The 21,748-nt window shown below is 68.5% G+C and carries 25 protein-coding genes; 11 read left to right on the top strand and 14 right to left on the bottom strand.

Going from position 1 to position 21,748, the window contains the following annotated elements:
- Positions 1-15: 15 nt before the first annotated feature.
- The 4 genes from QE397_RS03725 to QE397_RS03710 are packed head-to-tail and all read left to right on the top strand — an operon-like array spanning position 16 to position 2,682.
- Complete coding sequence (locus tag QE397_RS03725) at positions 16-957, top strand: nitrilase-related carbon-nitrogen hydrolase (protein ID WP_027504917.1); 942 nt, start codon at positions 16-18, stop codon at positions 955-957.
- Entirely contained in the window at positions 954-1,970 is a 1,017-nt protein-coding gene (locus tag QE397_RS03720; protein ID WP_307091833.1) for an agmatine/peptidylarginine deiminase, read from the top strand. Before QE397_RS03725 ends, QE397_RS03720 begins: the two co-directional genes overlap by 4 nt.
- A gap of 30 nt (positions 1,971-2,000) precedes the next feature.
- Positions 2,001-2,246 (top strand): hypothetical protein, encoded by a 246-nt coding sequence (locus QE397_RS03715; RefSeq protein ID WP_307091831.1) that lies wholly within the window; start codon positions 2,001-2,003, stop codon positions 2,244-2,246.
- A gap of 10 nt (positions 2,247-2,256) precedes the next feature.
- Positions 2,257-2,682: a DoxX family membrane protein gene (locus QE397_RS03710; protein ID WP_056448542.1), complete on the top strand. Its 426-nt coding sequence runs from the start codon at positions 2,257-2,259 to the stop codon at positions 2,680-2,682.
- Between the two features lie 4 nt (positions 2,683-2,686).
- Here QE397_RS03710 and QE397_RS03705 read toward each other — a convergent pair whose 3' ends face one another.
- Both QE397_RS03705 and QE397_RS03700 read right to left on the bottom strand, forming a co-directional pair.
- Entirely contained in the window at positions 2,687-3,196 is a 510-nt protein-coding gene (locus QE397_RS03705; protein WP_056448287.1) for an O-acetyl-ADP-ribose deacetylase, read from the bottom strand.
- A complete protein-coding gene (locus QE397_RS03700) occupies positions 3,193-4,116 on the bottom strand; it encodes an ADP-ribosylglycohydrolase family protein (protein WP_307091829.1) in 924 nt (307 codons plus the stop codon). Before QE397_RS03700 ends, QE397_RS03705 begins: the two co-directional genes overlap by 4 nt.
- Before the next feature lie 60 nt (positions 4,117-4,176).
- Between QE397_RS03700 and QE397_RS03695 the strand changes: the two genes are divergently transcribed.
- On the top strand, positions 4,177-4,830 hold the full coding sequence (locus tag QE397_RS03695; RefSeq protein WP_222649559.1) for an NUDIX domain-containing protein: 654 nt from the start codon (positions 4,177-4,179) through the stop codon (positions 4,828-4,830).
- 1 nt (position 4,831) lies between these two features.
- On the opposite strand, the gene QE397_RS03690 is transcribed toward QE397_RS03695, so the two are convergent.
- Entirely contained in the window at positions 4,832-5,266 is a 435-nt protein-coding gene (locus QE397_RS03690) for a hypothetical protein (protein ID WP_307091826.1), read from the bottom strand.
- A 251-nt stretch (positions 5,267-5,517) separates the two neighbouring features.
- On the opposite strand from QE397_RS03690, the gene QE397_RS03685 reads away from it, so the two are divergent.
- Both QE397_RS03685 and QE397_RS03680 read left to right on the top strand, forming a co-directional pair.
- Positions 5,518-5,958, top strand: a complete 441-nt coding sequence (locus QE397_RS03685) for a DUF3558 family protein (protein WP_307091825.1) — start codon at positions 5,518-5,520, stop codon at positions 5,956-5,958.
- A 12-nt stretch (positions 5,959-5,970) separates the two neighbouring features.
- Complete coding sequence (locus QE397_RS03680) at positions 5,971-6,297, top strand: hypothetical protein (RefSeq protein ID WP_307091824.1); 327 nt, start codon at positions 5,971-5,973, stop codon at positions 6,295-6,297.
- A gap of 293 nt (positions 6,298-6,590) precedes the next feature.
- Here QE397_RS03680 and QE397_RS03675 read toward each other — a convergent pair whose 3' ends face one another.
- From QE397_RS03675 to QE397_RS03650, 6 genes are read right to left on the bottom strand one after another with little or no spacing between them, the layout of a single operon-like run.
- Positions 6,591-7,625, bottom strand: a complete 1,035-nt coding sequence (locus QE397_RS03675; protein ID WP_307091822.1) for an SMP-30/gluconolactonase/LRE family protein — start codon at positions 7,623-7,625, stop codon at positions 6,591-6,593.
- A gap of 35 nt (positions 7,626-7,660) precedes the next feature.
- Positions 7,661-8,419, bottom strand: a complete 759-nt coding sequence (locus QE397_RS03670; RefSeq protein ID WP_307091819.1) for a MerR family transcriptional regulator — start codon at positions 8,417-8,419, stop codon at positions 7,661-7,663.
- A 44-nt stretch (positions 8,420-8,463) separates the two neighbouring features.
- Positions 8,464-9,957 (bottom strand): NAD(P)/FAD-dependent oxidoreductase, encoded by a 1,494-nt coding sequence (locus tag QE397_RS03665; protein WP_222632788.1) that lies wholly within the window; start codon positions 9,955-9,957, stop codon positions 8,464-8,466.
- Entirely contained in the window at positions 9,954-10,874 is a 921-nt protein-coding gene (locus tag QE397_RS03660; RefSeq protein WP_027504905.1) for a hypothetical protein, read from the bottom strand. The genes QE397_RS03665 and QE397_RS03660 overlap by 4 nt, the downstream gene beginning before the upstream one ends.
- Positions 10,875-10,876: 2 nt before the next feature.
- Positions 10,877-11,746: an SDR family NAD(P)-dependent oxidoreductase gene (locus QE397_RS03655; RefSeq protein ID WP_307091816.1), complete on the bottom strand. Its 870-nt coding sequence runs from the start codon at positions 11,744-11,746 to the stop codon at positions 10,877-10,879.
- Positions 11,746-12,789, bottom strand: coding sequence for an alpha/beta hydrolase fold domain-containing protein (locus QE397_RS03650; RefSeq protein WP_307091814.1), 1,044 nt, complete (start codon positions 12,787-12,789; stop codon positions 11,746-11,748). The genes QE397_RS03655 and QE397_RS03650 overlap by 1 nt, the downstream gene beginning before the upstream one ends.
- Positions 12,790-12,902: 113 nt before the next feature.
- Between QE397_RS03650 and QE397_RS03645 the strand changes: the two genes are divergently transcribed.
- The 3 genes from QE397_RS03645 to QE397_RS03635 are packed head-to-tail and all read left to right on the top strand — an operon-like array spanning position 12,903 to position 16,132.
- Positions 12,903-13,943 (top strand): ferredoxin--NADP reductase, encoded by a 1,041-nt coding sequence (locus QE397_RS03645; protein WP_235578954.1) that lies wholly within the window; start codon positions 12,903-12,905, stop codon positions 13,941-13,943.
- Between the two features lie 41 nt (positions 13,944-13,984).
- Complete coding sequence (locus QE397_RS03640) at positions 13,985-14,434, top strand: SRPBCC family protein (RefSeq protein WP_051613146.1); 450 nt, start codon at positions 13,985-13,987, stop codon at positions 14,432-14,434.
- A 9-nt stretch (positions 14,435-14,443) separates the two neighbouring features.
- A complete protein-coding gene (locus QE397_RS03635) occupies positions 14,444-16,132 on the top strand; it encodes an alpha/beta-hydrolase family protein (protein WP_307091810.1) in 1,689 nt (562 codons plus the stop codon).
- Here QE397_RS03635 and QE397_RS03630 read toward each other — a convergent pair.
- From QE397_RS03630 to QE397_RS03610, 5 genes are read right to left on the bottom strand one after another with little or no spacing between them, the layout of a single operon-like run.
- Positions 16,094-16,774: a DUF998 domain-containing protein gene (locus QE397_RS03630; RefSeq protein WP_307091808.1), complete on the bottom strand. Its 681-nt coding sequence runs from the start codon at positions 16,772-16,774 to the stop codon at positions 16,094-16,096. The genes QE397_RS03635 and QE397_RS03630 overlap by 39 nt on opposite strands.
- Positions 16,775-16,795: 21 nt before the next feature.
- A complete protein-coding gene (locus QE397_RS03625) occupies positions 16,796-18,139 on the bottom strand; it encodes a DUF2254 domain-containing protein (protein ID WP_307091806.1) in 1,344 nt (447 codons plus the stop codon).
- Between the two features lie 33 nt (positions 18,140-18,172).
- Positions 18,173-18,574 carry a RidA family protein gene (locus tag QE397_RS03620; protein ID WP_307091804.1) on the bottom strand — a complete coding sequence of 134 codons (402 nt, stop codon included), beginning with the start codon at positions 18,572-18,574 and terminating at the stop codon, positions 18,173-18,175.
- A complete protein-coding gene (locus QE397_RS03615) occupies positions 18,571-19,335 on the bottom strand; it encodes an IclR family transcriptional regulator (protein ID WP_307091802.1) in 765 nt (254 codons plus the stop codon). The genes QE397_RS03620 and QE397_RS03615 overlap by 4 nt, the downstream gene beginning before the upstream one ends.
- Positions 19,332-20,348 carry a sugar kinase gene (locus QE397_RS03610; protein ID WP_307091800.1) on the bottom strand — a complete coding sequence of 339 codons (1,017 nt, stop codon included), beginning with the start codon at positions 20,346-20,348 and terminating at the stop codon, positions 19,332-19,334. The genes QE397_RS03615 and QE397_RS03610 overlap by 4 nt, the downstream gene beginning before the upstream one ends.
- Positions 20,349-20,475: 127 nt before the next feature.
- Between QE397_RS03610 and QE397_RS03605 the strand changes: the two genes are divergently transcribed.
- Positions 20,476-21,747, top strand: a complete 1,272-nt coding sequence (locus tag QE397_RS03605; RefSeq protein ID WP_307091799.1) for an amino acid deaminase — start codon at positions 20,476-20,478, stop codon at positions 21,745-21,747.
- The last annotated feature ends 1 nt before the right edge of the window (position 21,748 follow it).

Genomic DNA, 21,748 nt, shown 5'->3' with positions numbered 1-21,748 from the left:
GGACGAGGACACCCGATGCTGACCATCACCGCCACCACCCCTCCGCCGTCGCCCGCCCGCACGCGCGAGACCGGCCGCCCACCGGTACGAGTGGCGCTGGTGCAGCATCGGTGGCACGAGGATCCGAGCGTGGTGCGCGCCGAACTGGAGGACGGGATCGCCACTGCGGCAGGGGAAGGCGCTCGCATCGTCTTCCTCCCGGAGCTGACCCTCAGCCGCTATCCGGCGTTCGTGCCGGGCGGCGAGAACCCCGCCCGCAGCGCGGAGGACCTGGCCACCGGGCCGACGGTCACCTTCGCCGCCGAGGTCGCCGCGCGTCACGGCATCGTCGTGCACGCGTCGCTGTACGAACGCGACGACACCGTCGGCGACGGCCTCGGGTACAACACCGCCGTCCTGGTCTCGCCCGACGGCGAGGTGACGGCCCGGACTCGGAAACTGCACATTCCCGTCACCGCCGGCTACCACGAGGACACGTACTTCCGCCCCGGACCTGCCGACGACCCGTACCCCGTGCACCGTGCGGCGGACCTCGCACTGGGAATGCCGACGTGCTGGGACGAGTGGTTCCCTGAGGTCGCGCGGGCCTACTCGGTGGCCGGCGCGGAGGTCCTGGTCTATCCGACGGCCATCGGCTCGGAGCCGGATCATCCCGACTTCGACACCCAACCTCTCTGGCAGCAGGTCATCGTCGGCAACGGCATCGCGAACGGCACGTTCATGGTGGTACCCAACCGCCACGGTGACGAGGGCGCCATCACGTTCTACGGTTCCTCGTTCATCTCCGACCCGTACGGCCGCGTTCTCGTGTCGGCTCCCCGCGACCGCTCGGCCGTCCTGGTCGCCGATCTCGACCTCGACCAGCGTGGCGACTGGCTGACGCTGTTCCCGTTCCTCGACACCCGACGTCCGGACACGTACGGCACCCTCACCCAGCCCGTGGCGGGTACCCGGTGACGTGGCGCATGCCCGCCGAGGGCGAACCGCACGAGCGCACCTGGATGGCGTTCCCCAGCCCCGGTTACTCGCTCGGCGACACCGAGGAGGAGCGCCACGAGGCTCGCACGACGTGGGCCGCCGTCGCCCGCGCCGTGGCCGAGTTCGAGCCGGTGACCGTCCTGGTGGATCCCCGTGAGGCCCGCGTCGCCGCGGAGTACCTGGGATCGGGCATCACGATCCTCGAGGCACCTCTCGACGACGCGTGGATGCGCGACATCGGGCCGACCTTCGTGGTCTCGGACGACGGAACCGTCGGCGCGGTGGACTGGGTCTTCAACGGGTGGGGCGCGCAGGAGTGGGCGACGTGGGAGAACGACGCCCGGATCGGTGCACTGGTGGCGCGGGCGGCCGGCGTTCCGGTCGTCGCGTCCGACATGGTCAACGAGGGCGGCGGCATCCAGGCCGATGGCGCCGGAACTGTCCTCCTCACCGACACGGTGCAGCTCGACAGCGGACGCAACCCCACCTGGTCGAAGCAGGACGTCGAGGCGGAGCTGTCCCGCACTCTCGGTGTCGATCGCGCGATCTGGTTGCCGCGCGGCCTGACTCGGGACTCGGAGACCTACGGCACCCGCGGCCACGTGGACATCGTCGCCGCGATGCCGACGCCGGGCGTCGCCCTCGTGCACGACCAGCGCGACCCCACGCATCCGGACCACGAGATCAGCCGCGACGTCATGGATCTCCTCACCCGGGAGGGACTCCGTGTCGTTCCGGTTCCCGCACCGACCGTGCTGCGGGACGACGAGGGCGTCGTCGACTACAGCTACATCAACCACTACGTGGTCAACGGCGGGGTCATCGCCTGCAGCTTCGACGATCCGAACGACGACGAGGCGGTGCGCATCCTGTCCGAGGCCTATCCCGGCCGACGCGTCGTGAGCGTCGACGCCCGGCCGCTGTTCGCCCGGGGCGGCGGCATCCACTGCATCACTCAACATCAGCCGGCGCCTGTCGTACCCCTCCCCTAGCGTGACGCCACCGACAACGGGGGGACGGACATGGGCGGACATCGCCGGGGGCAGCGCAGACGCGGCGAGCAGAGGACGGTGCGCGAGGTCGCCGCACTCGTCGCGGAGCCGGGGTCGCAGTACGGCAGCCGCTGGAACGCGGAGCCGTACAGGTTCTGCGACTGCGACGACGAGGAGTGCGTCGGCGGCGCCGTCTACTGCGAGAACAGGGTCTACGCGCACGAGGAGCTGGGCCGCGTTCTCGGCCGACCGGACCGGCAGCGCGGCGCCTCGTAGGGTGGCAGGCATGACCACGCGCCCCGCCCCTGCGACCGTGCCTCGTATCGTCGGGCGGCTCGTCCTCGGCGCGTTCCTGGTGTTCGCCGGACTGAGCCACCTGTTCTGGGCCCGGCAGGAGTTTGCCGCGCAGGTACCGACGTGGATGCCGCTCGACACCGATCTCGTGGTGGTCGCATCGGGTGTCGTCGAGGTGGTGCTGGGCCTGGCTCTCGTCGCCCTGACGCGGTACCGGGTGGCGGTGGGGTGGGTCACGGCGCTGTTCTTCGTCGCCGTGTTCCCGGGCAACATCTCTCAGTTCGTCACGCACACAGACGCTTTCGGGCTGGACACCGATCGGGCACGAGGTATCCGGCTGCTGTTCCAGCCATTGCTGGTGATCTGGGCTCTGTGGGCCACCGGCGCCTGGTCGGCGTGGCGAGCACGTCGGCGATGACCGGTCAGCCGACGGCCCGCGTCGTCATGCGGTGCACCTCGGCCGAGTAGGCCACCAGGGTCACGAGATCCACGGACACGGGCGCCGACGTCACCGCGCGCACCTGTTCGGCGACCGCCAGCTCCACCGGCCATCCGTACGCACCGCCCGAGATGAGCGGGAACGCGATCGAGGATGCTCCGAGCGAGTGAGCCAGGAGAAGGGAGCGCTCGTACGCTGCGCGCAGGATCGGCGAGCGGTCCTCGCGCGCCGAGTACCGCGGCCCCACGGTGTGGACGACCCACCTCGCCGGCAGGCGGCCTGCGGGCGTCGCGACGGCGGCACCCGTGTCGAGTCCGTTCGGAAGGGTCGTCGCCCGCAGAATCTTGCAGGCGTCGAGGATCTCTCGTCCGCCTGCGCGGTGGATGGCGCCGTCCACCCCGCCTCCACCGAGGAGGGTCGAGTTGGCGGCATTGACGATCACGTCCGCGCGCACGGTGGTGATGTCTCCGGTGACCACATCGATGACACTCATGCTGCTGCTCCTTCTGCGAGGCGACGTCCCAGATCCGCGAGGTCCGCGGCTCGTCGTCCGGGGTACCCGTGCAGGATCGTGGTCCACGCCTCGGGGATCACCGAGGCGCCCCAGCGTGCGCCGAGAAGCCCACCGGCTATGGCCGCGGTGGTGTCGGTGTCGCCGCCCGCGCGGACACACGCCTCCAGCGCCGCTGTCAGCTGGTCCCCGTTCTCCTCGGTGGCCGTGATGGCCGACCAGGCCGTCTGGAGCGCGTGCACCACCCACCCGTTCCTGTCGAAGTCCGACGGGCGCCCCTTCTCCGCGGCGTCGAGCAACGGCGCCCAGGTGTCGCGCACCGACGGCTCCGCCGCGTCGAGGTACAGCGAGATGCCGTCGTAGGTACCGTGCAGGACGGCGTGCCGGATGCCGGCAGTCCAGATCTGGCATGCCTCCCCCGCCTGCGGATCACTGTGCGTCAGGGCGCTGATCTGCGCAGCGGCCACCGAGAGCTGATCCGGGTCGTCGAGATACGCCAGCGCCACCGGGGCAGTTCTCATCAGCGAACCGTTGCCGCCTGTCCTGCCGGACAGTCCTGCGGCGACGGCGGTCATCTCGGCAGCCGACCTGCTGCGCCGGGACAACACCGTGCGCGTCTGGATACCGACGTCCGCCGGGTTCGTGTCGATCCAGGCCACGAAGTTCGCCGCGACGCCGTCGAGTCCCCGGCCCTCCACCAGCGCCTCGGCGATGCAGAGGGCCATCGACGTGTCGTCCGTCCACTCGCCGGGCGCCCAGTCGAAGGTGCCGCCGCCGATCATGTCGATCACCGTCTCGGGCGTCGGGTAGCCGAACTCGTATCCGGCACCCAGCGCGTCACCGGCTGCGGTGCCGAGCACGACGCCCTCGGCGCGGTTCTTCTGTTCGTCGGTCAGCTTCATGTCGTCCCTTTGCTCGTTTGTGCGCTAACCATACCGCACCACTGCGCTAAGCTGCAACCCATGCCCTCCGATCTGACGTCGTACCCACGACCGTCCGTCGCTGTCGACGTCGCCGTTCTCACCGTCCACGGCGGAACGCTGAACGTGGTGACGGTGGAATCACCCTGGGGAGCTGCACTTCCCGGCACATTCCTGCATCCGGGCGAGACGCTCGCAGATGCGGCGAGGCGCGCGTTGAGCACCAAGGCCGGCATCGACGGCGTCGAGTTCCATCAGATCCGGATGTTCGACGCTCCCGACCGCGACGATCGAGGATGGGTCCTGTCGATGGCGCACTGCGCGGAGGCGCCCACCGACTCCCTGCCTTCCGGCACCGATCTCCTGGCCGTCGAGGCGGATCGGCCTGTGGAACCGATGGCCTTCGACCACGCCGACATGGTGTCCGCCGCCGTGGGCGACCTGCGGTCTCGCTACCTCACCCGTCCTGATCCGTCGCACCTGCTGGGAACCACCTTCACGCTGCTCGATCTGCGCACCCTGTACGAGACCGTGTTCGACCGCCCGCTGCGCAAGGACACCTTCCGCCGTCATGTGATCGGGGCGCTGGTCGGTACGGGCGCCACCACGTCGGCTGCGGGCGGACGCCCCGCCGAGCTCTACGAACGCAGGCCCGACGAGACGTTTCCCGGGTCCATCGCCGCGCTGCTCGTGTGAGTCAGTTGGGGGTCGGGCGCCGTGACGCCGGGATCCACCACGCCAGCGCAGAACCCGCCTGCACCACCACCAACGGCCACACCATCGGGGAGTGAAGCAGCGCCACCGCCCACACGATGGCCACTGCCGTCACGACGACGCGTGCCGAACGTCGGCGTTGCACGATCATCGTCGCGAGCACCCCGTGCCCCACCGCAGCGATGACGAGAACGAACGCCCACGCATCGGCGAGTGAGCCCACGAACATCGCGCCGGGCGACTCGTCCGCACTCGCGAAGGCAGCGAGGGCACTGACGACGACGGCGCCGAATCCCGCGATCGCGGCGACACACGCCACCGCACACTGGGTCGCGAACGCGACGAGCACCGCCAATGATGTTGCGTTGGTCAGACTTCCGATACCGCTGGAAGGAACGGGCAGAGTGGTCGAGTGCATGGTGAAGGCCTTCCGATCGTCCGCCGTGGCGCGGTACAGCCTTCGACGCCGCAACCACCCGCTCGGTTCCCGGCGCGCATTTCTGCACACAGAGCGGTTCCGGATGGTCGGATGTGCCCGTGGGGACACCGTTGTGTGCAGTGGGAGCACGGAACCGCAGGAGCGGAGCGTGCGTCCAACGACGTGTGCGCAGGAACTGTGGGGTACTCGCTGTCGCGGCAGTCGTCGCGTCACTCACCGGGTGCGGTGGGATGAGAGGCACCGCCGAGCCGGTCGCGATGGAACTCTTCGACCCCTGCACCGTGATACCCGACGAGGCCATCCGGGCGGCGGGGGCAGATCCGGCGACGAAGGACGACAGTGGTCCACTGAATTCCGATCAGTGGCGATACTGCACCTGGACCAGCGCGAGTCACTTCCTCGGCGTGCAGTCGACAACTCGGACCATGGAAGAGATACGCCGTAACGACACCACCGTGAACGCGGACGCTGTGCTGATCGATCAGCGAACTGACGCTATGACCTACCAACTCGACATTGCCTCTGACCGCAACTGCGTTGTGGCGTTCCCATGGGCACGCGGGGTCATCACCGTGCTGATCGACGTCAAGCTGTCCGTGGTCTCGGAGAACGATCCGTGTGCGGCTGCCATTGCATCGGCGACCGCCTTAGCTCCGTACCTACCGAACTGAAAGGAGAGCGCTGTGACTCGCGATCTGATCACCGATGCGCATCAGGCGGAACGATGCGCGCAAGCCTGCTCGCGATTCGTCGAGGGCCTCGACGCACTGTCGTACTCCGTCACACAGAGCACTCTCTCGGGCGGCTTCGGGACTCTGCCCTCCGGACTCGCGTTGGAGCGCAAGTACTCCGACCTCACCCACGGCCCGGAGGGTTCACTGAGCTCCGTGCTCGCGGCCCACATCACCGCCGTCACCAACCTCCGCGAGGCCTTCCTCGAAGCGGGTCGCGGGTATCAGGAAACGGAGGACGACTCGACGTCCCGCATCGGCAACACCGGCCCTCGCTGACCGACCCGCACTACTTCCAGCCACCTTCACCCCGCTCCGCCGGCGGAAAGGGGTGTGCGCGCCACGCAACCCGCGCACACCACCGCCACGAGCCGCCAACCACCGGCAAAGCACCACCCAGCCGACCGACCCGCACTACTTCCAGCCGCCCACACCCAACTCAGCCGGCGGAAAGGGGTGTGCGCACCACGCAACCCGTGCACACCACCGCCACGAGCCGCCAACCACCGACGCGCACGCACCGACCGACCGACCGCACCTCACGCAACCAGCGCACACCCCAAGCCCAACCCCTACCGCTCAGGCACACCGACCACGGTGAAGGGCTCCACCGGAGTGCCCCCACGCTTGTCGAACTGGCTGTTGACCACCAGCAGCTGATCGTCGACGTCGGCGACGGTGGTGGGGTAGGCGAAGCTGGGGTCGGTGATCTCACCGGTCACCCGCCCACGGTTGCCGTCGTCGTCGAGATCGACTGTGGCGATGAGGCTGTCGCGGTTGCGAACCACGTAGAGCGTGTCGTCCTCCATCTCCATGCCGTCGCCGTTCTGAAGTGTCGCGCCGCCGAGGTCCACCTGCGTGACGGCCTTGGAGTCGCGGGCCACGCGGTACAGGTTGCCGGTGCTGGACTGCACGATCACCAACGCGTTGTCGTCGTCCGCCTCGACGATGCCGTTGGCGTTGAAGCCCTCGCCGTACGCGAACGGGGATCCGGTGAAGTCGACGAACGGCTCCAACTGGCCCTCACCGGTGGCGTTCGCCGGGATGTGCCACAGCGTGGGGTTGCGCGAGTCGGTGATGAAGGCGTCGCCGTTGTCGGCGATGACGACGTCGTTGAGGAAGGTGGCGTCCTGGCCGAGCCCGTTGGTGAACTTCCCGCGCAGTGCGCCGGACTTCGCGTCGTAGATCCAGACGGTGCCGGTCGCACCGCCCGCCACGACGAGGGTGTTCTCGTCGTCGTCCCCGTCGACGTCCAGTCCCGCCGCGCCGGTGCGACCGTCCTGTCCACCGGGGAGGAACGGTTCGACGGTGGTGTTGCCGACCGTGCCGCGGAAGATGGCGCCGTCGGAGGTCGACGAGACGAAGAAGGTGTCGTCGTCGGCGGTGATGCCCTCGGGGAACACGCCGGTTCCCGGCAACGTGTAGACGGTGGCGTTCGAGGACGTACTCGCCGCCGACGACGACGGAGCAGTGCTGGACGACGACGGAGCAGCGCTGGAGGACGCCGGCGTCGCCTGCCCCTCCTCGCTCGACGACGAGCAACTGGTCAGAACGAGGGCGGTGGCGCCGGCGAGGGCGACAGCGGCGGACAGTCTGGTGCGGTTCATGACTCCACCATGCCCCATTGGTCCGAAAAGCGAGGTCAGGCTGTGTGACGGTCCGAACGAGAGGTGTTGTCGATGGCGACCTCGAGGTACTCGCCGAGCTGCTCCTGCAGGTTGCGGTCGAGTGTGCGGCCGAGCAACGAATGCACGGAATCGACTGCGAGAGTGCGCATGATCTGCAACATCTCGGTGGCCCGGAGGACGTCGTCACCCTCGGGAATCCAGCCCTCGCCGTAGCGGTCGACGATGTGACTCTTCACAGTCGAGATCATGTCCTTGGACATTCCGTCGACGGCCGCATGGAGCCGTTCGTGGATGTCCATGACCTCGCGGATTCCGAAGCCGTAGGTCGCGAGGGACGTGAAGCCCTGCAACAGCTTCGGATCGGTGAACGTGCATCGGTCGCCGTTGATGCGGGCCAGTCCGTACTCCACGAGCCTGGACAGCTGGACGCCGTCGGGGTCGCCGAGCATCTGCCGCGCCTCGTCGACGGAGACCGACTGCACCTCGCCGGTCGTCGACCACGGCTCGGTGAGGGCGCGCTGCAGACCGAGAACCTCGGTGAGGTCCTTGCCGCTCTCCCAGCCATCGATGAAGTCGCTGATGTGTGTGGTCGTGTAGCCGCGCTGGAGCAGGATGTCGATCAGTCGCAGCCGGGCGAGGTGCGAGTCGTCGTAGATGCCGACCCGCCCCCGCTTACGCGGGGGCGGGAGCAGTCCACGCTCACGGTAGGCCCGGACGTTGCGCGAGGTCGTGCCCGCGGCATGAGCCAGTTCGTCGATGCGGTACTCGGTCATCGACTCACTCCTCCACTCGGCCGGACCTCCAGACTAACGCTCCGTCACACCGCGGCGACGACCTCGTCGACCGGTGCCGTCGCTGCCGCCGTCACCGAGTAGTCCGGCAACAGCACCGTCTCGAGCTGCTTGACGTACTGCGTGGCGAAGCCCGGAAACATCGTGGCGTTGAAACCGTCCTCGGTGAGGTACCAGCTCGAGCACCCCGAGTTCCACGTCGTCTTGGTCAGCCGCTGCTGCAGGTCCGCGTTGTACTCGGCCTGCACCGAGGCGCGGACGTCGAGCACGAAGTTCTGGTTCACGGCGGTGGCGATGGCATCGACCAGGTAGTCGATCTGCGCCTCCATGTAGACCAGGGCGGAGCTGTGGCCGGGTCCGGAGTTGGGCCCGAACGTGAAGTACATGTTCGGGTACCCGGACACCGCGATCGACTTGTAGGCGTGCGCTCCCCGGCTCCACTCGTCGGCGAGGACGCGCCCGTCGCGCCCGGTGATGGGGATCGGCGACCCGGTCTTGGAGACGTCGAACCCGGTGGCGAAGACGATCGCGTCGAACTGATGCTCGACTCCCTCGACCGTGCGGATTCCCTTCTCGGAGATCTGTGCGATGGGCCAGGTGACGAGCGTGCAGTTGTCCTTCTGCAGCGCCGGGTAGTACTTGCTGGTCATCAGCAGGCGCTTGCAGCCGGCGCGGAACTCCGGCGTCAGCTGGCGCCGCAGCCACGGATCCGGAACCTGACTGCGTAGGTGCAGCTTCGACACTCCCTCCACCACGCGCGTGAGCGGCGAGTTCCAGACGACCCCGAGGGCGACCGACTCGTGGCCCCAGAACCAGGCCTTGCGCGCGACGCTCTGACTGAAGGGCACGCGGCGGTAGATCTCGCGAGTCAGTCCGCGGGTGCGGAAGTTGGTGCGGGGCAGCACCCACCCCGGCGTGCGCTGGAAGACCTTGACCGACTCGGCGACCTTCACCAGCTCGGGAACGATCTGCACGCCGCTGGCTCCGGTGCCGACGACGGCGACCTTCTTGCCGGCGAAGTCGTAGTCGTGGTCCCACCGGGCGCTGTGGATCTTCGCTCCCGCGAAGGTCTCGACGCCGCGGATCTTGGGCAGGCTGACGTTCGCCAGCGGTCCCGACGCCATCACGACGGTGCGGGCGAGGACGGGTTCCCGGTCCTGGACCGAGATCTCCCAGAGCGACCGGGACTCGTGCCAGGTGACGTCCACGACGGTGTGACCGAACCGGAGGTAGCGGCTCAGCTCGAACTTCTCGACCATCGAGTCGATGTAGCCCAGGATCTCCGCACTCCCGGAGTAGGTGTGCGACCAGTCCGGATTGGGGGCGAAGCTGTACGAGTACAGGCGGGACGGAATGTCGCAGGCTGCACCGGGATACGTGTTGTCACGCCAGGTCCCACCGGCACGTGTGCCGCGTTCGAGGATGGCGATGTCGCGAATCCCCCGTTGCTGCAGCCGGATCGCGGCACCGATGCCGGCGAATCCGCCTCCGATGATGGCGGTGGAGAGAATCTCGGTCATGCGACGGGCTCGTACGTGAGTTCCTTGGACCACGTGGGCTGCGGGCGCAGCAGCCGCTTCGGGTACTTGGCCGTCAGCGTCACCATCGAGTCGGCGAACTTGTGGTACGGGTGGTCGCGGTTGATGACGACGCTCCCGTGCCAGCTGATGAAGCGGTACATCGGCAGACGCTTCGGAAACTCGCTGCGTTCGCCCACCTTCTTGAAGCGCTTCATCGCGGTGTAGAGGCGCTCCTCGTCGACACCCATCTCGACGATGTTGTCCCGCATCTTGTTCAGCAGTGGGATGTACCGCAGGGTGCCGATGATGAGCGACGGATGCATCCAGGCGCCGATCGTCTCGACGAGAATGCGGCGCATCTTCGCGTGGCCCAGCAGGTCGATGACCTCGAAGTCGACGGCGAGGTGCCGCGACTCGTCCGCGTTGATGCGCTTGAACACTTCCTGGCAGACCGGGTCATCGATCTCGTCGACGATGAACTTGACCAGCGCACCGTCGAGCGCGACCTCGAGCATCGGGATGACGGTGCCCAGCACGGCGAGCGGCGTCTGATCCGAGTACTTGTCGAGCCAGTCGATGATCAGCTTGACGTTGACGTTCGGCTGCGGGATCTCGTCGTTCTCGAGCATGCCCCACCGACGCATCAGTGCCAGTTCGGCATTCGCGTGCTTCTGCTCCTCCGCGTGGAAGTAACGGTAGATCTCGCGCAGCGTCTCGGTGGGCGCCTTGCGTGCCATCGCGGCGAATCCGCGCGCACCGACGTTCTCGATCCACATGAGGTCGGACAGGAACGGCTTGAGCTTGGCATGCTGCTCGGGCGGGATCATCTCGGCGCCGGGGGCGTCCCAGTCGATGTCCGCGAGGGACCACTGGCGGTCCTTGATCTTGTCCAGCATGGCGTCGAAGTCGAAGGCCATCGTCATACTCCTGTCGAGGCGGAAACAGCGGGAAGGGACTGTGGGGCGGGCTCGCCGGGGAGCAGGCGGTCGAGCAGCCCTGCTCCGCGGGTGTAGAGGGTGGGGAGGAGCCGTTTCGTCAGCCAGATGGCTTTCGCGTCGAGCTGGGGCACGACGTAGAGGCGGTTCCTGTCGTGCGCGTCGAGCGTGGTGACGGCGATCCGCTCGGGTGAGAAGCCGGTCCACCGCATCAACCTCTGCGCGAGTTCCGTGGAGCGCTCGGTGATGCGACCGTCGACCGCGACGTTGGTCTTGACGAAGGTCGGGCACAGCACGGTCACGTGGACACCCGACCCGGAGAGTTCGGCCGCGAGAGTCTCGGACAGTGACATGACGCCCGCCTTGCCGACGTTGTAGGGCCCCATCGTCGGTGCCGCCGCGAATCCCGCGGCGGAAGCCACGTTGATGATGCCGCCGCGACCCGCGGTACGGAGCAGCGGAACGAACGTCTCGCAGCCGTGGACCACTCCCCACAGGTTGATGCCGAGCGCCCAGTTCCAGTCCTCGAACCCGATGTTGCCCACCGGCTTGCCACCGATGCCGACGCCGGCGTTGTTGATCACGAGCGTCGGCGCGCCACCGAACTCGAGCTCGGCGAACAGCGCGAGATCCTCGACCTGCGACTGCACGGCGACGTCGCACTGGACGGCAAAGCCGGGGCCGTCGAGCATCCGCACCGTCTCCTCGGCGCGTTCGAGTGAGATGTCCGCGCAGACGACGCGGCCACCGCGGCGGGCGATCTCGAGTGCGAAGGCGCGGCCGATGCCACTGCCGGCGCCGGTGACCACGGCGTCCGCCCCGTGGGTGAGGCGTGGTCTGGGTCGAGAGAACATCAGTGTCTCGTCTCTGTTCGATGGAGAGCTGTCAGGGCGTGCGCGGCGCGGGCGAGTGCCAGGTCCGCTTCCGGGCTGATGCGCGGCAGAGCCTGGAACACGTGCACCTGGTCGGGCCAGATCTCGAGCGAGCAGGTGCCACCTGCATCGACCACCAGATCGCGCAGGTGCTCGGCGTCGGCGACGAGCATCTCCGCACCGCCGGCCTGAACCACGAAGTGCGGCAGTGCCGTTCCCGCCTCGACCGCCAGTCGTAGGCGCCGCCCGTCGGGATCCTCGCCGCGTGTGTAGAGCGCGGTGAGTGCCCGCGCCGCCGCTGCGGAGATCATCGGGTCGCGACGGATGCGCTCCCGGTTCTGCGCGAGGGTGAAGGTCAGATCGATCAACGGCGAGAACAGGAGGACCGCACCAGGCTGCGGAACCGATCGTCGGGCGTTGTCCAGCACCAGGTCCAGCGCGAGGTGACCGCCCGCCGAGTCACCGGCCACGACGACCGACTCGGGTGCGCGGCCGCTCGACAGCAGCCAGCGGTACGCCCGCTCGACGTCGTCGGCTGCGGCGGGGAAGGGGAACTCGGGGGCGAGTCGGTAGTCGACCACGAAGACCGGACGCTGCGTCGCGCGGGAGAGACGCGACGCCAAGCCGCGGTGCGTCCGTGCGGAACAGATCGCGTACGCGCTGCCGTGCAGATAGAGGATCGGGTCGGCGGTGTCCACGGAACCGTCCCCACCCTCGACCGGCCTCCGGCCTGCCCCATCTTCGACCGGCCTCCGGCCTGCCCCATCTTCGACCGGCCTCCGGCCTGCCCGCGCGTCGACCCACTCCCCGACCACACCGTCCTCGCGCACGGTGCGGACGACCGTGCCGGGTGCGATTCCGCCGCAGGCACGCATGGCCACCTCGACGAGGACGCGGGCGACGCGTTCGCCGCCGCGTCCGAACGGCAGTCGGGACGCGATGGGTCGCAACGTCGACTGCGTTGCTCGGGCCGCGGCGCGGGACCGCAGGGACCCCCGCTCGGGGATCGGACGCGTCGATGTCATGCCGGAAGCGTCACGGATGACTGTGCCATTTGTCAATGGCCTATAGTTCAATGAAACAATCTTCGGTGTAGTCCGGAGTGCCGGACACACCCGGCCGACGAGGGGAAGACATCGTGGCGATCGACTCCGCGGACACCGCCGTCCGCACACTCCGACTGCAGGTCGACGAGGTGATCCGCGAGACGGCGGACGCGGTGACGTTGGTCCTGTCCACTGCCGACGGCGAGGCTCTGCGCTACCGCCCGGGCCAGTTCCTCACGGTCGAAATTCCTCTGAGCGACGGCGGTTCCGCCGCACGGTGCTACTCGTTGTCGAGCAGTCCCGACACCGGCGAGCGCCCCGCGATCTCCGTCAAGCGCACCGCGGGCGGCCTCGGGTCCACCTGGTTGTGCGACACCGCGACGGCAGGATCCGCACTGACGACACTGGCTCCCGCGGGCACCTTCGTTCCCGCGCGATGGGATCGCCCGCTCGTCCTGGTCGCCGCCGGCAGCGGCATCACGCCCGTGATGTCCATCCTGAAGACCGCGTTGGCGTCGCACGACGGACGGGTCGTGTTGTTCTACGCGAACAGAGATCCGGACTCGGTCATGTTCGCCGCCACCCTCGACGATCTGCAGCAGCAGCATCCGGACCGCCTCACGGTGCGGCACTGGCACGAGTCGGCGTCGGGCCTGCCCACTGCCACCGGTCTCACCGACGCCGTCTCCGGCATCGCCGACGCCGACGCGTACCTCTGCGGGCCGGGGCCGTTCATGGAGGTGGCGCAGCAGGGGCTCCTCGCGGCGGGGGTGTCGCCCGAGAACATCCACCGTGAGGTGTTCACGTCGATCACCACCGACCCGTTCCACACCACCCTCGTCGAGACGTCCTCGGCCACGGGCGTTCCCGTGTCCGCGGAGGTCGAGGGCGACGATCACTCGTTCCACTGCGCACCCGACACCGTGCTGCTCGACGCCATGCTCGCCGAGGGAATCGACGCCCCGTTCGTGTGCCGCGAGGGCAACTGCGGCGCCTGCGCGTTCACTCTCGTCAGCGGTGACGTGCACATGCGCGTCAACGACACGCTGGATCAGTACGAGCTCGACCGGGGAGTGCGCCTGGCCTGCCAGTCGGTGCCCGTGTCCGACGCTCTCACCATCCGCATCGACTGACCGACCGAATCCCTGACACCACAGCCGCACCAGGAGACCTCATGCCCGTCATCACCAAGCACGTCGAGATCGCCGCACCGGCGTCGGCGACCTTCGACTACCTGTCCTCGTACGAGAACGTGCCGGACTGGATGTTCGGCGTCACCTCGTTCGTCCCCGTCGGACCGGTGTCGCGCGGCACCGGTGACCGCTTCGACGCCGAGATGAAGCTGGGACCCAAAGCTCTGCACTCCACGGTGGACATCGTCGAGTGGGTCGACGGTTCCGTCATCGCGTTGTCGTCGGTGAAGGGTTTCGAGACCAGTTCTCGCTGGGTGGTCACCCCCGTGGACGACGGACACTGCGTCGCCGACGTCGAGTTCCGCTACGAGTTCCCCGGCGGGTTCACGGGCAAGGCACTCGCGAAGGTGGTCGAACCCTTCATCAACCAGGGGATCTCTGTCACCGATCGGACCCTGCGCTCCCGGTTGGAGTCGCCGCGCAGCACCTAGACTCACCCGGTGACCACGAAGGACCAGCGAGGACGCATTGCCACCGCACTGTGGCGGTGGTGTTCCCGCTTCGAGCCGATCGGCCTCGTCGTCGGACTGGTCTTCTACTGCTGGTCGATGTCCCCGTCGCTTCTCCCCCGACCGTGGTACCTGCAGGCCGTCGCCACGGGCCTCTCGGTCGCGTGCGGTTACGGCGTCGGCGTTCTCGTCGTGTGGAGCGTCCGGCGGATGGAGCTCACTCGCGAGTGGCCCGAACGACTGAGGCGGTGGGGCTGGTACGCGATCGGCGCCGCCGCAGTCGTCGTGCTCCCGCTGTTCCTCGTCCTCGGGGCGTGGTGGCAGAACATCTCCCGCGAACTCGTGGGCATCGAGCCGAGCCAGTCGTGGGACTACGCCGGAGTCTTCGTCGTCGCCGCGATCGTCGTCGTCCTGGTGATCACGCTGGCGCGCGGAATCCGCCGCGTCACAGACCTTCTCATCGCACTGATCGGTCGTGTTCTCCCGCCGCCCGTCTCGCGTGGTCTCGCCGTCGTCGCCGTCGGTGTGGTGCTGGTGTTCGCCGTCGAGGGGCTCCTTGCCACCGGGATCTCACGCATCTCCAACGGGTCCGCCGCTGCGGCCGACACCGGGAGCGCCGAGGGCGTGGAACGGCCGTCGGCGCCCGAACGGTCGGGCTCGCCCGAGTCGAACGAGGAGTGGGACACCTTGGGCCGCGAGGGGCGCACCTTCGTCGCGGGCGGCCCGACGTCGGACGAGATCGCATCCGTGACGGGACGGCCCGCCCTCACCCCGATCCGGGTCTATGCGGGACGCAAGTCCGTCGACGCCGACGGGCTCGGCCTCGGCCGGGACACCGTCGACTCGCTCGCCGATCGACTCGTCGCCGAACTGGACCGAACCGGCGCCTTCGATCGCGAGTACCTGGCGATCGCGACGACCACCGGTCGAGGGTGGGTCAACGCGTCCGTCGCGTCCTCACTCGAGTACCTCGCCGGCGGCGACACGGCGATCGCGGCGGTCCAGTACTCGTACCTGCCCAGTCCGTTGGCGTTCCTCGCCGATCGCGACACCCCGCTCATCGCGGGCCGCGCCGTTTTCGAGGCCGTCTACCAGCGCGTGCAGGACCGTCCCGAGAGCGATCGCCCGAAGCTCCTCACGTTCGGTGAATCGCTCGGGTCGTACGGCGGCCAGGACGCCTTCTCCGGAGTGCAGGACATGCTGGCGCGCACGGACGGCGCGCTGTGGGTGGGGACGCCCAACTTCTCCGAGCAGTGGTCGCGTGTCACCGACTCACGGGACCCGGGCAGCCCCGAGATCCTGCCCGTGATCTACGGCGGGCAGAACGTCCGCTTCGCCGCGGAGCCGTCCGATCTCGACGCGCCCGGTCTGGTGGACTGGGAGAGCCCGCGCATCGTGTACTGGCAGCACCCCAGCGATCCGATCGTCTGGTGGTCGTTCGACCTGCTGTTCGGCAAGCCGGACTGGCTCCGGGAGCCGCGCGGCGTCGACGTCGACAAGGGGATGACATGGATCCCTCTGGTCACCTTCTGGCAGGTGACGCTCGACATGGCGCTCGCCGCCGAGGTGCCGGAAGGCCACGGTCACGCCTACGGCGCCGATGCGGCCTCCATGTGGGCGCCCATTCTGAACGTCGACGACTCAGAGCTGGTGAACCGCGTCACCGACGCGATGCGGTGACTCCCTGAGCGCGCTCGCGCGGACCCACCACGCGAGCGAGATCAGCGAGATCACCTCCACGACGACGAGGATCCGTTCGACGTGGCCGAGGGTGACGACGCGGTACCACGGTGTCGAGGTGGTCATGCCGACGAGCAACGCGTACCCGATGGGCGTGATGGCCACGACGGACAGCACACCCAGCACGAACGTCCGTCGGGCGTGACGGGCCCACTCGCTCGACCGGATCCACGGCGCGGCGAGGGCGATCACCGCCACCGGGATGCTGACGAACGCGACCGCGGCGCCCGCGCGGTGCACCGCGCCGCCGAGTCCGAGCGTCGCGTCGTTGCTCCAGTCCTGCTTGGGAACTGCGACCACGGCGACGAGTCCCACCGTCCACAGTGTCATCGCCACCGCGGCGACCGACGACGCGCGCAGCAACGACTGCCGGACGGCAGCGACGAGAACGGCTCCGGATCCGACGGCGAGGAGCAGCACCCCGGCCGTGAACACCCATTGCTGCGCGCCCAGCCCGTACTCGCTGATGGTGCGGCGCAGATGGGCGGGCGACCCGAGTGCGGTGACGACGTCGAGGACGACGACCGTCGCGGCGCCGAGCAGGATGGAGAGAAGCCCGAGAGAGGCGAGGCGGGTCTGCACAGGGTCCTTTCGGCAGCGGATCTACGACTCCACTGTGCCTGACGGTGAGCCGGACACGGCGACCGTCAGGAGACGCCCACGCGCGCGGTCGATCTGGTCGAGGCACGAGGCCCGCCCTGCCGGATCCGTCATCTCCCGTCGGCACGCCTCGTCGAGGAGGTCGAGGTGGTACCGGACGCGGTCGATCGACGCGGTCGCGGTCGCTGCCGCACCGAGCCGCTCCGCCATCCGGATACCGGCAGCGACCACCATGGGGCTCGCCATCGCGTAGATCCGTACCGCGCCGAGTGCGTGGTCGATCAGGTCGACCACGGACACCCGACGCAGAACGATCCGTACCGTTCCGGCATCGTCGGTCCGGGCACCGCACGGCGGCGGACGGCCGACGAGAGTCGCCATCCCGACGGACAGATCGTCCAAGGCGTTGCGAGCGGTGTACGGATCGTTCGTACCCGAGGACAGAGCCCGCACCGCCATCTCAGCCAGCTGCTCGACGGCGAACTCGATGTCGTGCTGCGGAGTCCGTTCGTCGCCGATCTCGACCGCGGACTCGATCTCGCGCAGGTGTGACGCGGAGGCGGATCCGCTCCACCGTCGTGACTCCGCGATGGCGTCTCCCTCGATCACGTGCTCGCCCGGTCTGCAGAGCAGCACCACGACGGCATCGGCGTCGACGGCCGAGGACAACGCCGCGTCCTCGTCCACGTCGACGACGACTCCGGAGCGCGGAGCACGCACCGTGTCGACGTGGTCGGGCAGCGTCACCTCGGAATCCGACGCCGCGTCGGCCGGCGGCTCCGTCGGGTAGAGCTCGTCGACGGCTGCGGAGAGTTCGTCCCGCACGCGCGAGGACAGCGTCGCCACCTGAATCGACTGGGCGATGTGGTGGATGAAGTACACCAGCACGCCGACATCGAGCACCGCGAGGAGCACGGCGACGTTCACCGCGATGTCGGGTACGAAGACGTCGCCGTCCGAGTCGAGCGACCGGATGGAGCGCAGCACCATCAGTGCGTAGAGGAAGGTCGCTCCGAAGATGCCGAGCACCACCTGGTTCCCGCGGTCCGCCATGAAGTTGCGCACCAGTCGCGGGCCGTAGGTCGAACTGGCCGTCGCGAGGACCGAGATGGTGATGGAGAAGGACGTCGCCGCCACGCCGAGCATCGACCCGCCGATGGCGCCGAGGATGTCCCGGCTGCCACTCGCACCCACGTGATAGAGCAGCGACCCGCCGATCCCGATGCCTCGATCGAGGAGCCACCGATCCAGAGCGACCAGGAGTTGAGCCAGGACGACAGCGACGACGCCCAGGACCGCGGGGACGAACCAGAACGTGCCCTGCAGCCGTACCCACCGTCGTCTCATGGGTTCATGGTGCCCTGACGGTGGGTCGACGTGTCAGACCACCGCGATCGCGTCGATCTCGACGAGCATCTCCTCGCGCGGCAGTCCGGTGAAGACCGTTGTGCGACTGGGCAGGACGTCACCCTTCGTGTGTTCGAGGACGAAGGCGCCGTACGCCTCGTTCATGACGGCGAAGTCCTCACGCTTCGTCAGGTACACCCGCAGCATCACGACGTCGTCGAAGGTCGCGCCACTCGCCTCGACGATGGCCTTGACGTTGGTCAGCGTCCGCGTGGTCTGCGCCGCGACATCGCTGGGATACAGGTACTCGTTGGTCGCCGGGTCGACGGGTCCCTGCCCGGACACCTGGACGAACGGGCCCTTGCGCACGCCCTGCGAGAAGGTATGGGCGGGTGCAGGCGCATCGGTGGTGAGAACGGCGATCTTGTCGGTCATGCGGGTTCCTTCGTCGGGGTCGGACTCCAGCCGAGTTCGGCGGAGATGGTCTCGGCCACCGCGCGCACCTGCGGCAGGGTGCCGAGGACGCGGGCGTGGTCGAGCAGCATGTCGGGCACGGACATCGACACCGCGGCGACGATCGAGCCGGTCCCGTCACGCACCGGCACGCCGATGCAGTTGACGAACGACTCGTGTTCCTCGTGGTCCTCGGCGTATCCCTGACGGGTCACGAGGGCCAGTTCGTCGAGGTAGCGCTCGGGCGTGTCGATGGTGCGGTCGGTGAAGCGGGTGTATTCGATGCGATGGGCGACGCGGACCTGCTCGTCCGCAGGCAGCCCGGAGATCAGGATCTTTCCGACGGCGGTGCAGTGCAACGGGGCCGGGCGTCCGACACGGGAGTACATCCGCACGCTCTGGGTGGCGTCGAACTTGTCGATGTAGACGGCCTCCCCCGACTCGTAGGTGGCGAGGTGGATCGTCTGCTTGGTCTCCGCGTTCAGTGTCGCGAGGTACGGCCGCGCCAACGTCCGGATGTCGCGCTGCTCCAACGATCGGTTGGACAGTTCGAACAGTGTCGATCCCAGGCGATATCGGTGTTCGTGGTCGTGCTGGACGAAACGCTCCGCCTCCATCGCGCGCAGCAGTCGCAGGACCGTGGTCTTGTGCACATCGAGGTGGGCGGCCAACTCGTCCAACGATCGCGGACCGTCGGCCAGCACCCGGAGCAGGCTGAGCGCGCGGGACACACTCTGACTCATACGGCGATTCCCCTCTCGGCGTCGTAGTCGATGGTCGACCACTCCTCGTCCGAGGATGTCACCAGTGCATCGAGACGGTGCAGCGGAAGCAGATGGGCGGCGTCGCCGTGCGCGGTGAGGGCGCCGGCGGCGCACAGGTGCCCCAGCCTGATCGCACGCTGCTGGTCGTCGCCGCGGAGGACACCGGCCAGGTAGCCACCGGCGAATGCGTCTCCCGCGCCGATCTTCTCGACCACCGACAACCGCAGGGCCGGGACGTCGACACGCTCGGTGCCGTCGAATCCCACGACCACGTGGGCGTCGTTCTTGATCACCAGGCGGCGCGGCTCGGGGAACAGGGCACGCAGCGCGTCGGGGTCTCCGGTGCCGAACACCTCCTGCGCTTCGTCGGCACCCATGAGCACGATGTCGCTGCGCCGGACCTGTTCCCCCAGAACGGTATCCGCGCTCCCGGTGGTCCACAACCGCGGACGGTGATTGAGGTCGAAACTCAGCAGACCGGGCGACGACGCCAGCGCGGCCGCAGCCTCGCGCGCGGTGCCCGACAGGGCGAGCGTGATGCCGCTGACGTGGACGAGGTCGGCAGCCGTGAGCACCGGTGTCGCCCCGACGATGTCGTCGACACACAGCGCACTGGCGGCGGAACCGCTGCGGAAGTATGTCATTCGACTCTCCCCGGCGGGTAGGTCCGACGCGTGACCGCTGCCCGAACCGCGCTCCTTGACATACATCCCGGTGGTGCGGGTCTGGTCGACGATCACCGCCGACGTGTCCACCCCACTCGCGCGCATCGTTTCCATCAGGTAGCGGCCGAAGCCGTCGTCACCGACGCGCGAGAGCCAGGACGCCTCGACGTCCAACTGGGCGAGGACCCGCGCGACGTTGGCCTCGGCTCCTCCGGCCGACCGCTCGAACGTGTCCGAGTGTTCGAGCGGGCCGGGCTGAGCGACCATGACCACGAGCCCCTCGCCGACACACACCACCCGTGGAGTCGCCGCGCCGGGTGATCTCACATCAATTCCCTTCGATGTCTTGCGAGTTGTCCCTGTTCGTTGCAGACTAACGACACCGAACACAGTTTGCAATCAGCGTTGCAAAATACGCAACGCTACAGCGCCGCATCCGGCGCAGGAGGATTCGATGATCGACAAGGCCGCCGTCGAGGCGCTGCACGACCGCACTCTCGGCCCCGAGTACAAGTCCGTCCCACCCGCCGCGTGGGGCCTCGCCGTGCGCGACTATCTGGCGACGGCGCCCACTCTCGCCGAGTTCGCGACCCCGGTCGTCACACTGGATCGCCGACACCTCACGTCGAACATCGATGTGATGGCGCGGTGGGCCGATGCGGCCGGCATGCGTCTGGCACCGCACGGCAAGACCACGATGGCGCCGCAGCTCTGGGCCGAGCAGCTCGAGGCGGGCAGCTGGGGAATCACCCTCGCCACCGGGTGGCAGGTACAACTTGCTCGCGCATTCGGCGTGCAGCGCATCCTTCTCGCCAATGCACTGGTCGACCCGGTGACACTCCGCTGGATCTCGGCGGACCTCGACGCCCACGACGACGTCGAGTTCGTCTGCTGGGCAGACAGTGTCGACACCGTGGCACGCATGACGGAGATCCTGGGCGCCGTGACACGACCGATCCCGGTGATCGTCGAACTCGGTGGGCCGCACGGCCGCACCGGGGCACGCAGCGTGGACGAGGCACGACGCGTCGCGGCCGCGATCTCCTCGTCGCCGTCGGTGACCCTCGCCGGCGTGGGCGGATACGAAGGCGCGCTGGCCCACGACCGCACACCCGCAGGACTGGACGCCGTGCGCGCCTACCTCGACGAGGTCGCCGCCCTGCACGCCGGTCTCGCCGCCGACGGCCTGTACGAGGGACGAGCGATCGTCACCGCGGGTGGTAGCGCGTACCAGGACCTGGTGGTCGAGCGGCTCTCGTCCGTCGTCGACGACGACACGGCCGTCGTGCTGCGCTCGGGCGCCTACGTGGTGCACGACGACGGTTTCTACGCCGACATCTCCCCGCTCATCGCCTCCCGCGTCGGCGCACAGCACCTGTCGTCCGCGATGCACGGCTGGGCACGCGTGGTGTCGCGCCCGGAACCCGAACTCGCACTGCTCGATGCGGGCAAGCGCGACTTCCCGTTCGACGAGGGGCTGCCGACACCGCAGCGCATCGGCGGCCGGGACGCGGAAGCGGGGCACCACATCTCGGCGCTCAACGATCAGCACGCCTTCCTCCGGACGCCGGGCACGGCCCGCGACGACGTTCCCGTCGGGACGGTCGCACGGCTCGGCCTGTCGCATCCCTGCACGGCGTTCGACAAGTGGCGTCTGCTTCCGGTCGTCGACGACGCCGACGCGGCGAACCCGCGCATCGTCGACCTGATCCACACCTTCTTCTGAT

Source organism: Rhodococcus sp. SORGH_AS_0301, assembly GCF_030818285.1.
GTDB lineage: Bacteria > Actinomycetota > Actinomycetes > Mycobacteriales > Mycobacteriaceae > Rhodococcoides.
Note: the sequence above shows the minus strand (reverse complement) of the source record. Positions and strands in the feature narration are given on the sequence as shown.

Coding starts and splice junctions, on each gene's coding strand:
- QE397_RS03690 (WP_307091826.1), bottom strand. CDS start 5,266: ATGCACTCGACCACTCTGCCCGTTCCTTCCAGCGGTATCGGAAGTCTG.
- QE397_RS03640 (WP_051613146.1), top strand. CDS start 13,985: ATGCCCGTCATCACCAAGCACGTCGAGATCGCCGCACCGGCGTCGGCG.
- QE397_RS03655 (WP_307091816.1), bottom strand. CDS start 11,746: ATGTTCTCTCGACCCAGACCACGCCTCACCCACGGGGCGGACGCCGTG.
- QE397_RS03605 (WP_307091799.1), top strand. CDS start 20,476: ATGATCGACAAGGCCGCCGTCGAGGCGCTGCACGACCGCACTCTCGGC.
- QE397_RS03695 (WP_222649559.1), top strand. CDS start 4,177: ATGCCCTCCGATCTGACGTCGTACCCACGACCGTCCGTCGCTGTCGAC.
- QE397_RS03670 (WP_307091819.1), bottom strand. CDS start 8,419: ATGACCGAGTACCGCATCGACGAACTGGCTCATGCCGCGGGCACGACC.
- QE397_RS03725 (WP_027504917.1), top strand. CDS start 16: ATGCTGACCATCACCGCCACCACCCCTCCGCCGTCGCCCGCCCGCACG.
- QE397_RS03615 (WP_307091802.1), bottom strand. CDS start 19,335: ATGAGTCAGAGTGTGTCCCGCGCGCTCAGCCTGCTCCGGGTGCTGGCC.
- QE397_RS03675 (WP_307091822.1), bottom strand. CDS start 7,625: ATGAACCGCACCAGACTGTCCGCCGCTGTCGCCCTCGCCGGCGCCACC.
- QE397_RS03705 (WP_056448287.1), bottom strand. CDS start 3,196: ATGAGTGTCATCGATGTGGTCACCGGAGACATCACCACCGTGCGCGCG.
- QE397_RS03665 (WP_222632788.1), bottom strand. CDS start 9,957: ATGACCGAGATTCTCTCCACCGCCATCATCGGAGGCGGATTCGCCGGC.
- QE397_RS03660 (WP_027504905.1), bottom strand. CDS start 10,874: ATGGCCTTCGACTTCGACGCCATGCTGGACAAGATCAAGGACCGCCAG.
- QE397_RS03620 (WP_307091804.1), bottom strand. CDS start 18,574: ATGACCGACAAGATCGCCGTTCTCACCACCGATGCGCCTGCACCCGCC.
- QE397_RS03685 (WP_307091825.1), top strand. CDS start 5,518: ATGAGAGGCACCGCCGAGCCGGTCGCGATGGAACTCTTCGACCCCTGC.
- QE397_RS03710 (WP_056448542.1), top strand. CDS start 2,257: ATGACCACGCGCCCCGCCCCTGCGACCGTGCCTCGTATCGTCGGGCGG.
- QE397_RS03650 (WP_307091814.1), bottom strand. CDS start 12,789: ATGACATCGACGCGTCCGATCCCCGAGCGGGGGTCCCTGCGGTCCCGC.
- QE397_RS03625 (WP_307091806.1), bottom strand. CDS start 18,139: ATGAGACGACGGTGGGTACGGCTGCAGGGCACGTTCTGGTTCGTCCCC.
- QE397_RS03700 (WP_307091829.1), bottom strand. CDS start 4,116: ATGAAGCTGACCGACGAACAGAAGAACCGCGCCGAGGGCGTCGTGCTC.
- QE397_RS03715 (WP_307091831.1), top strand. CDS start 2,001: ATGGGCGGACATCGCCGGGGGCAGCGCAGACGCGGCGAGCAGAGGACG.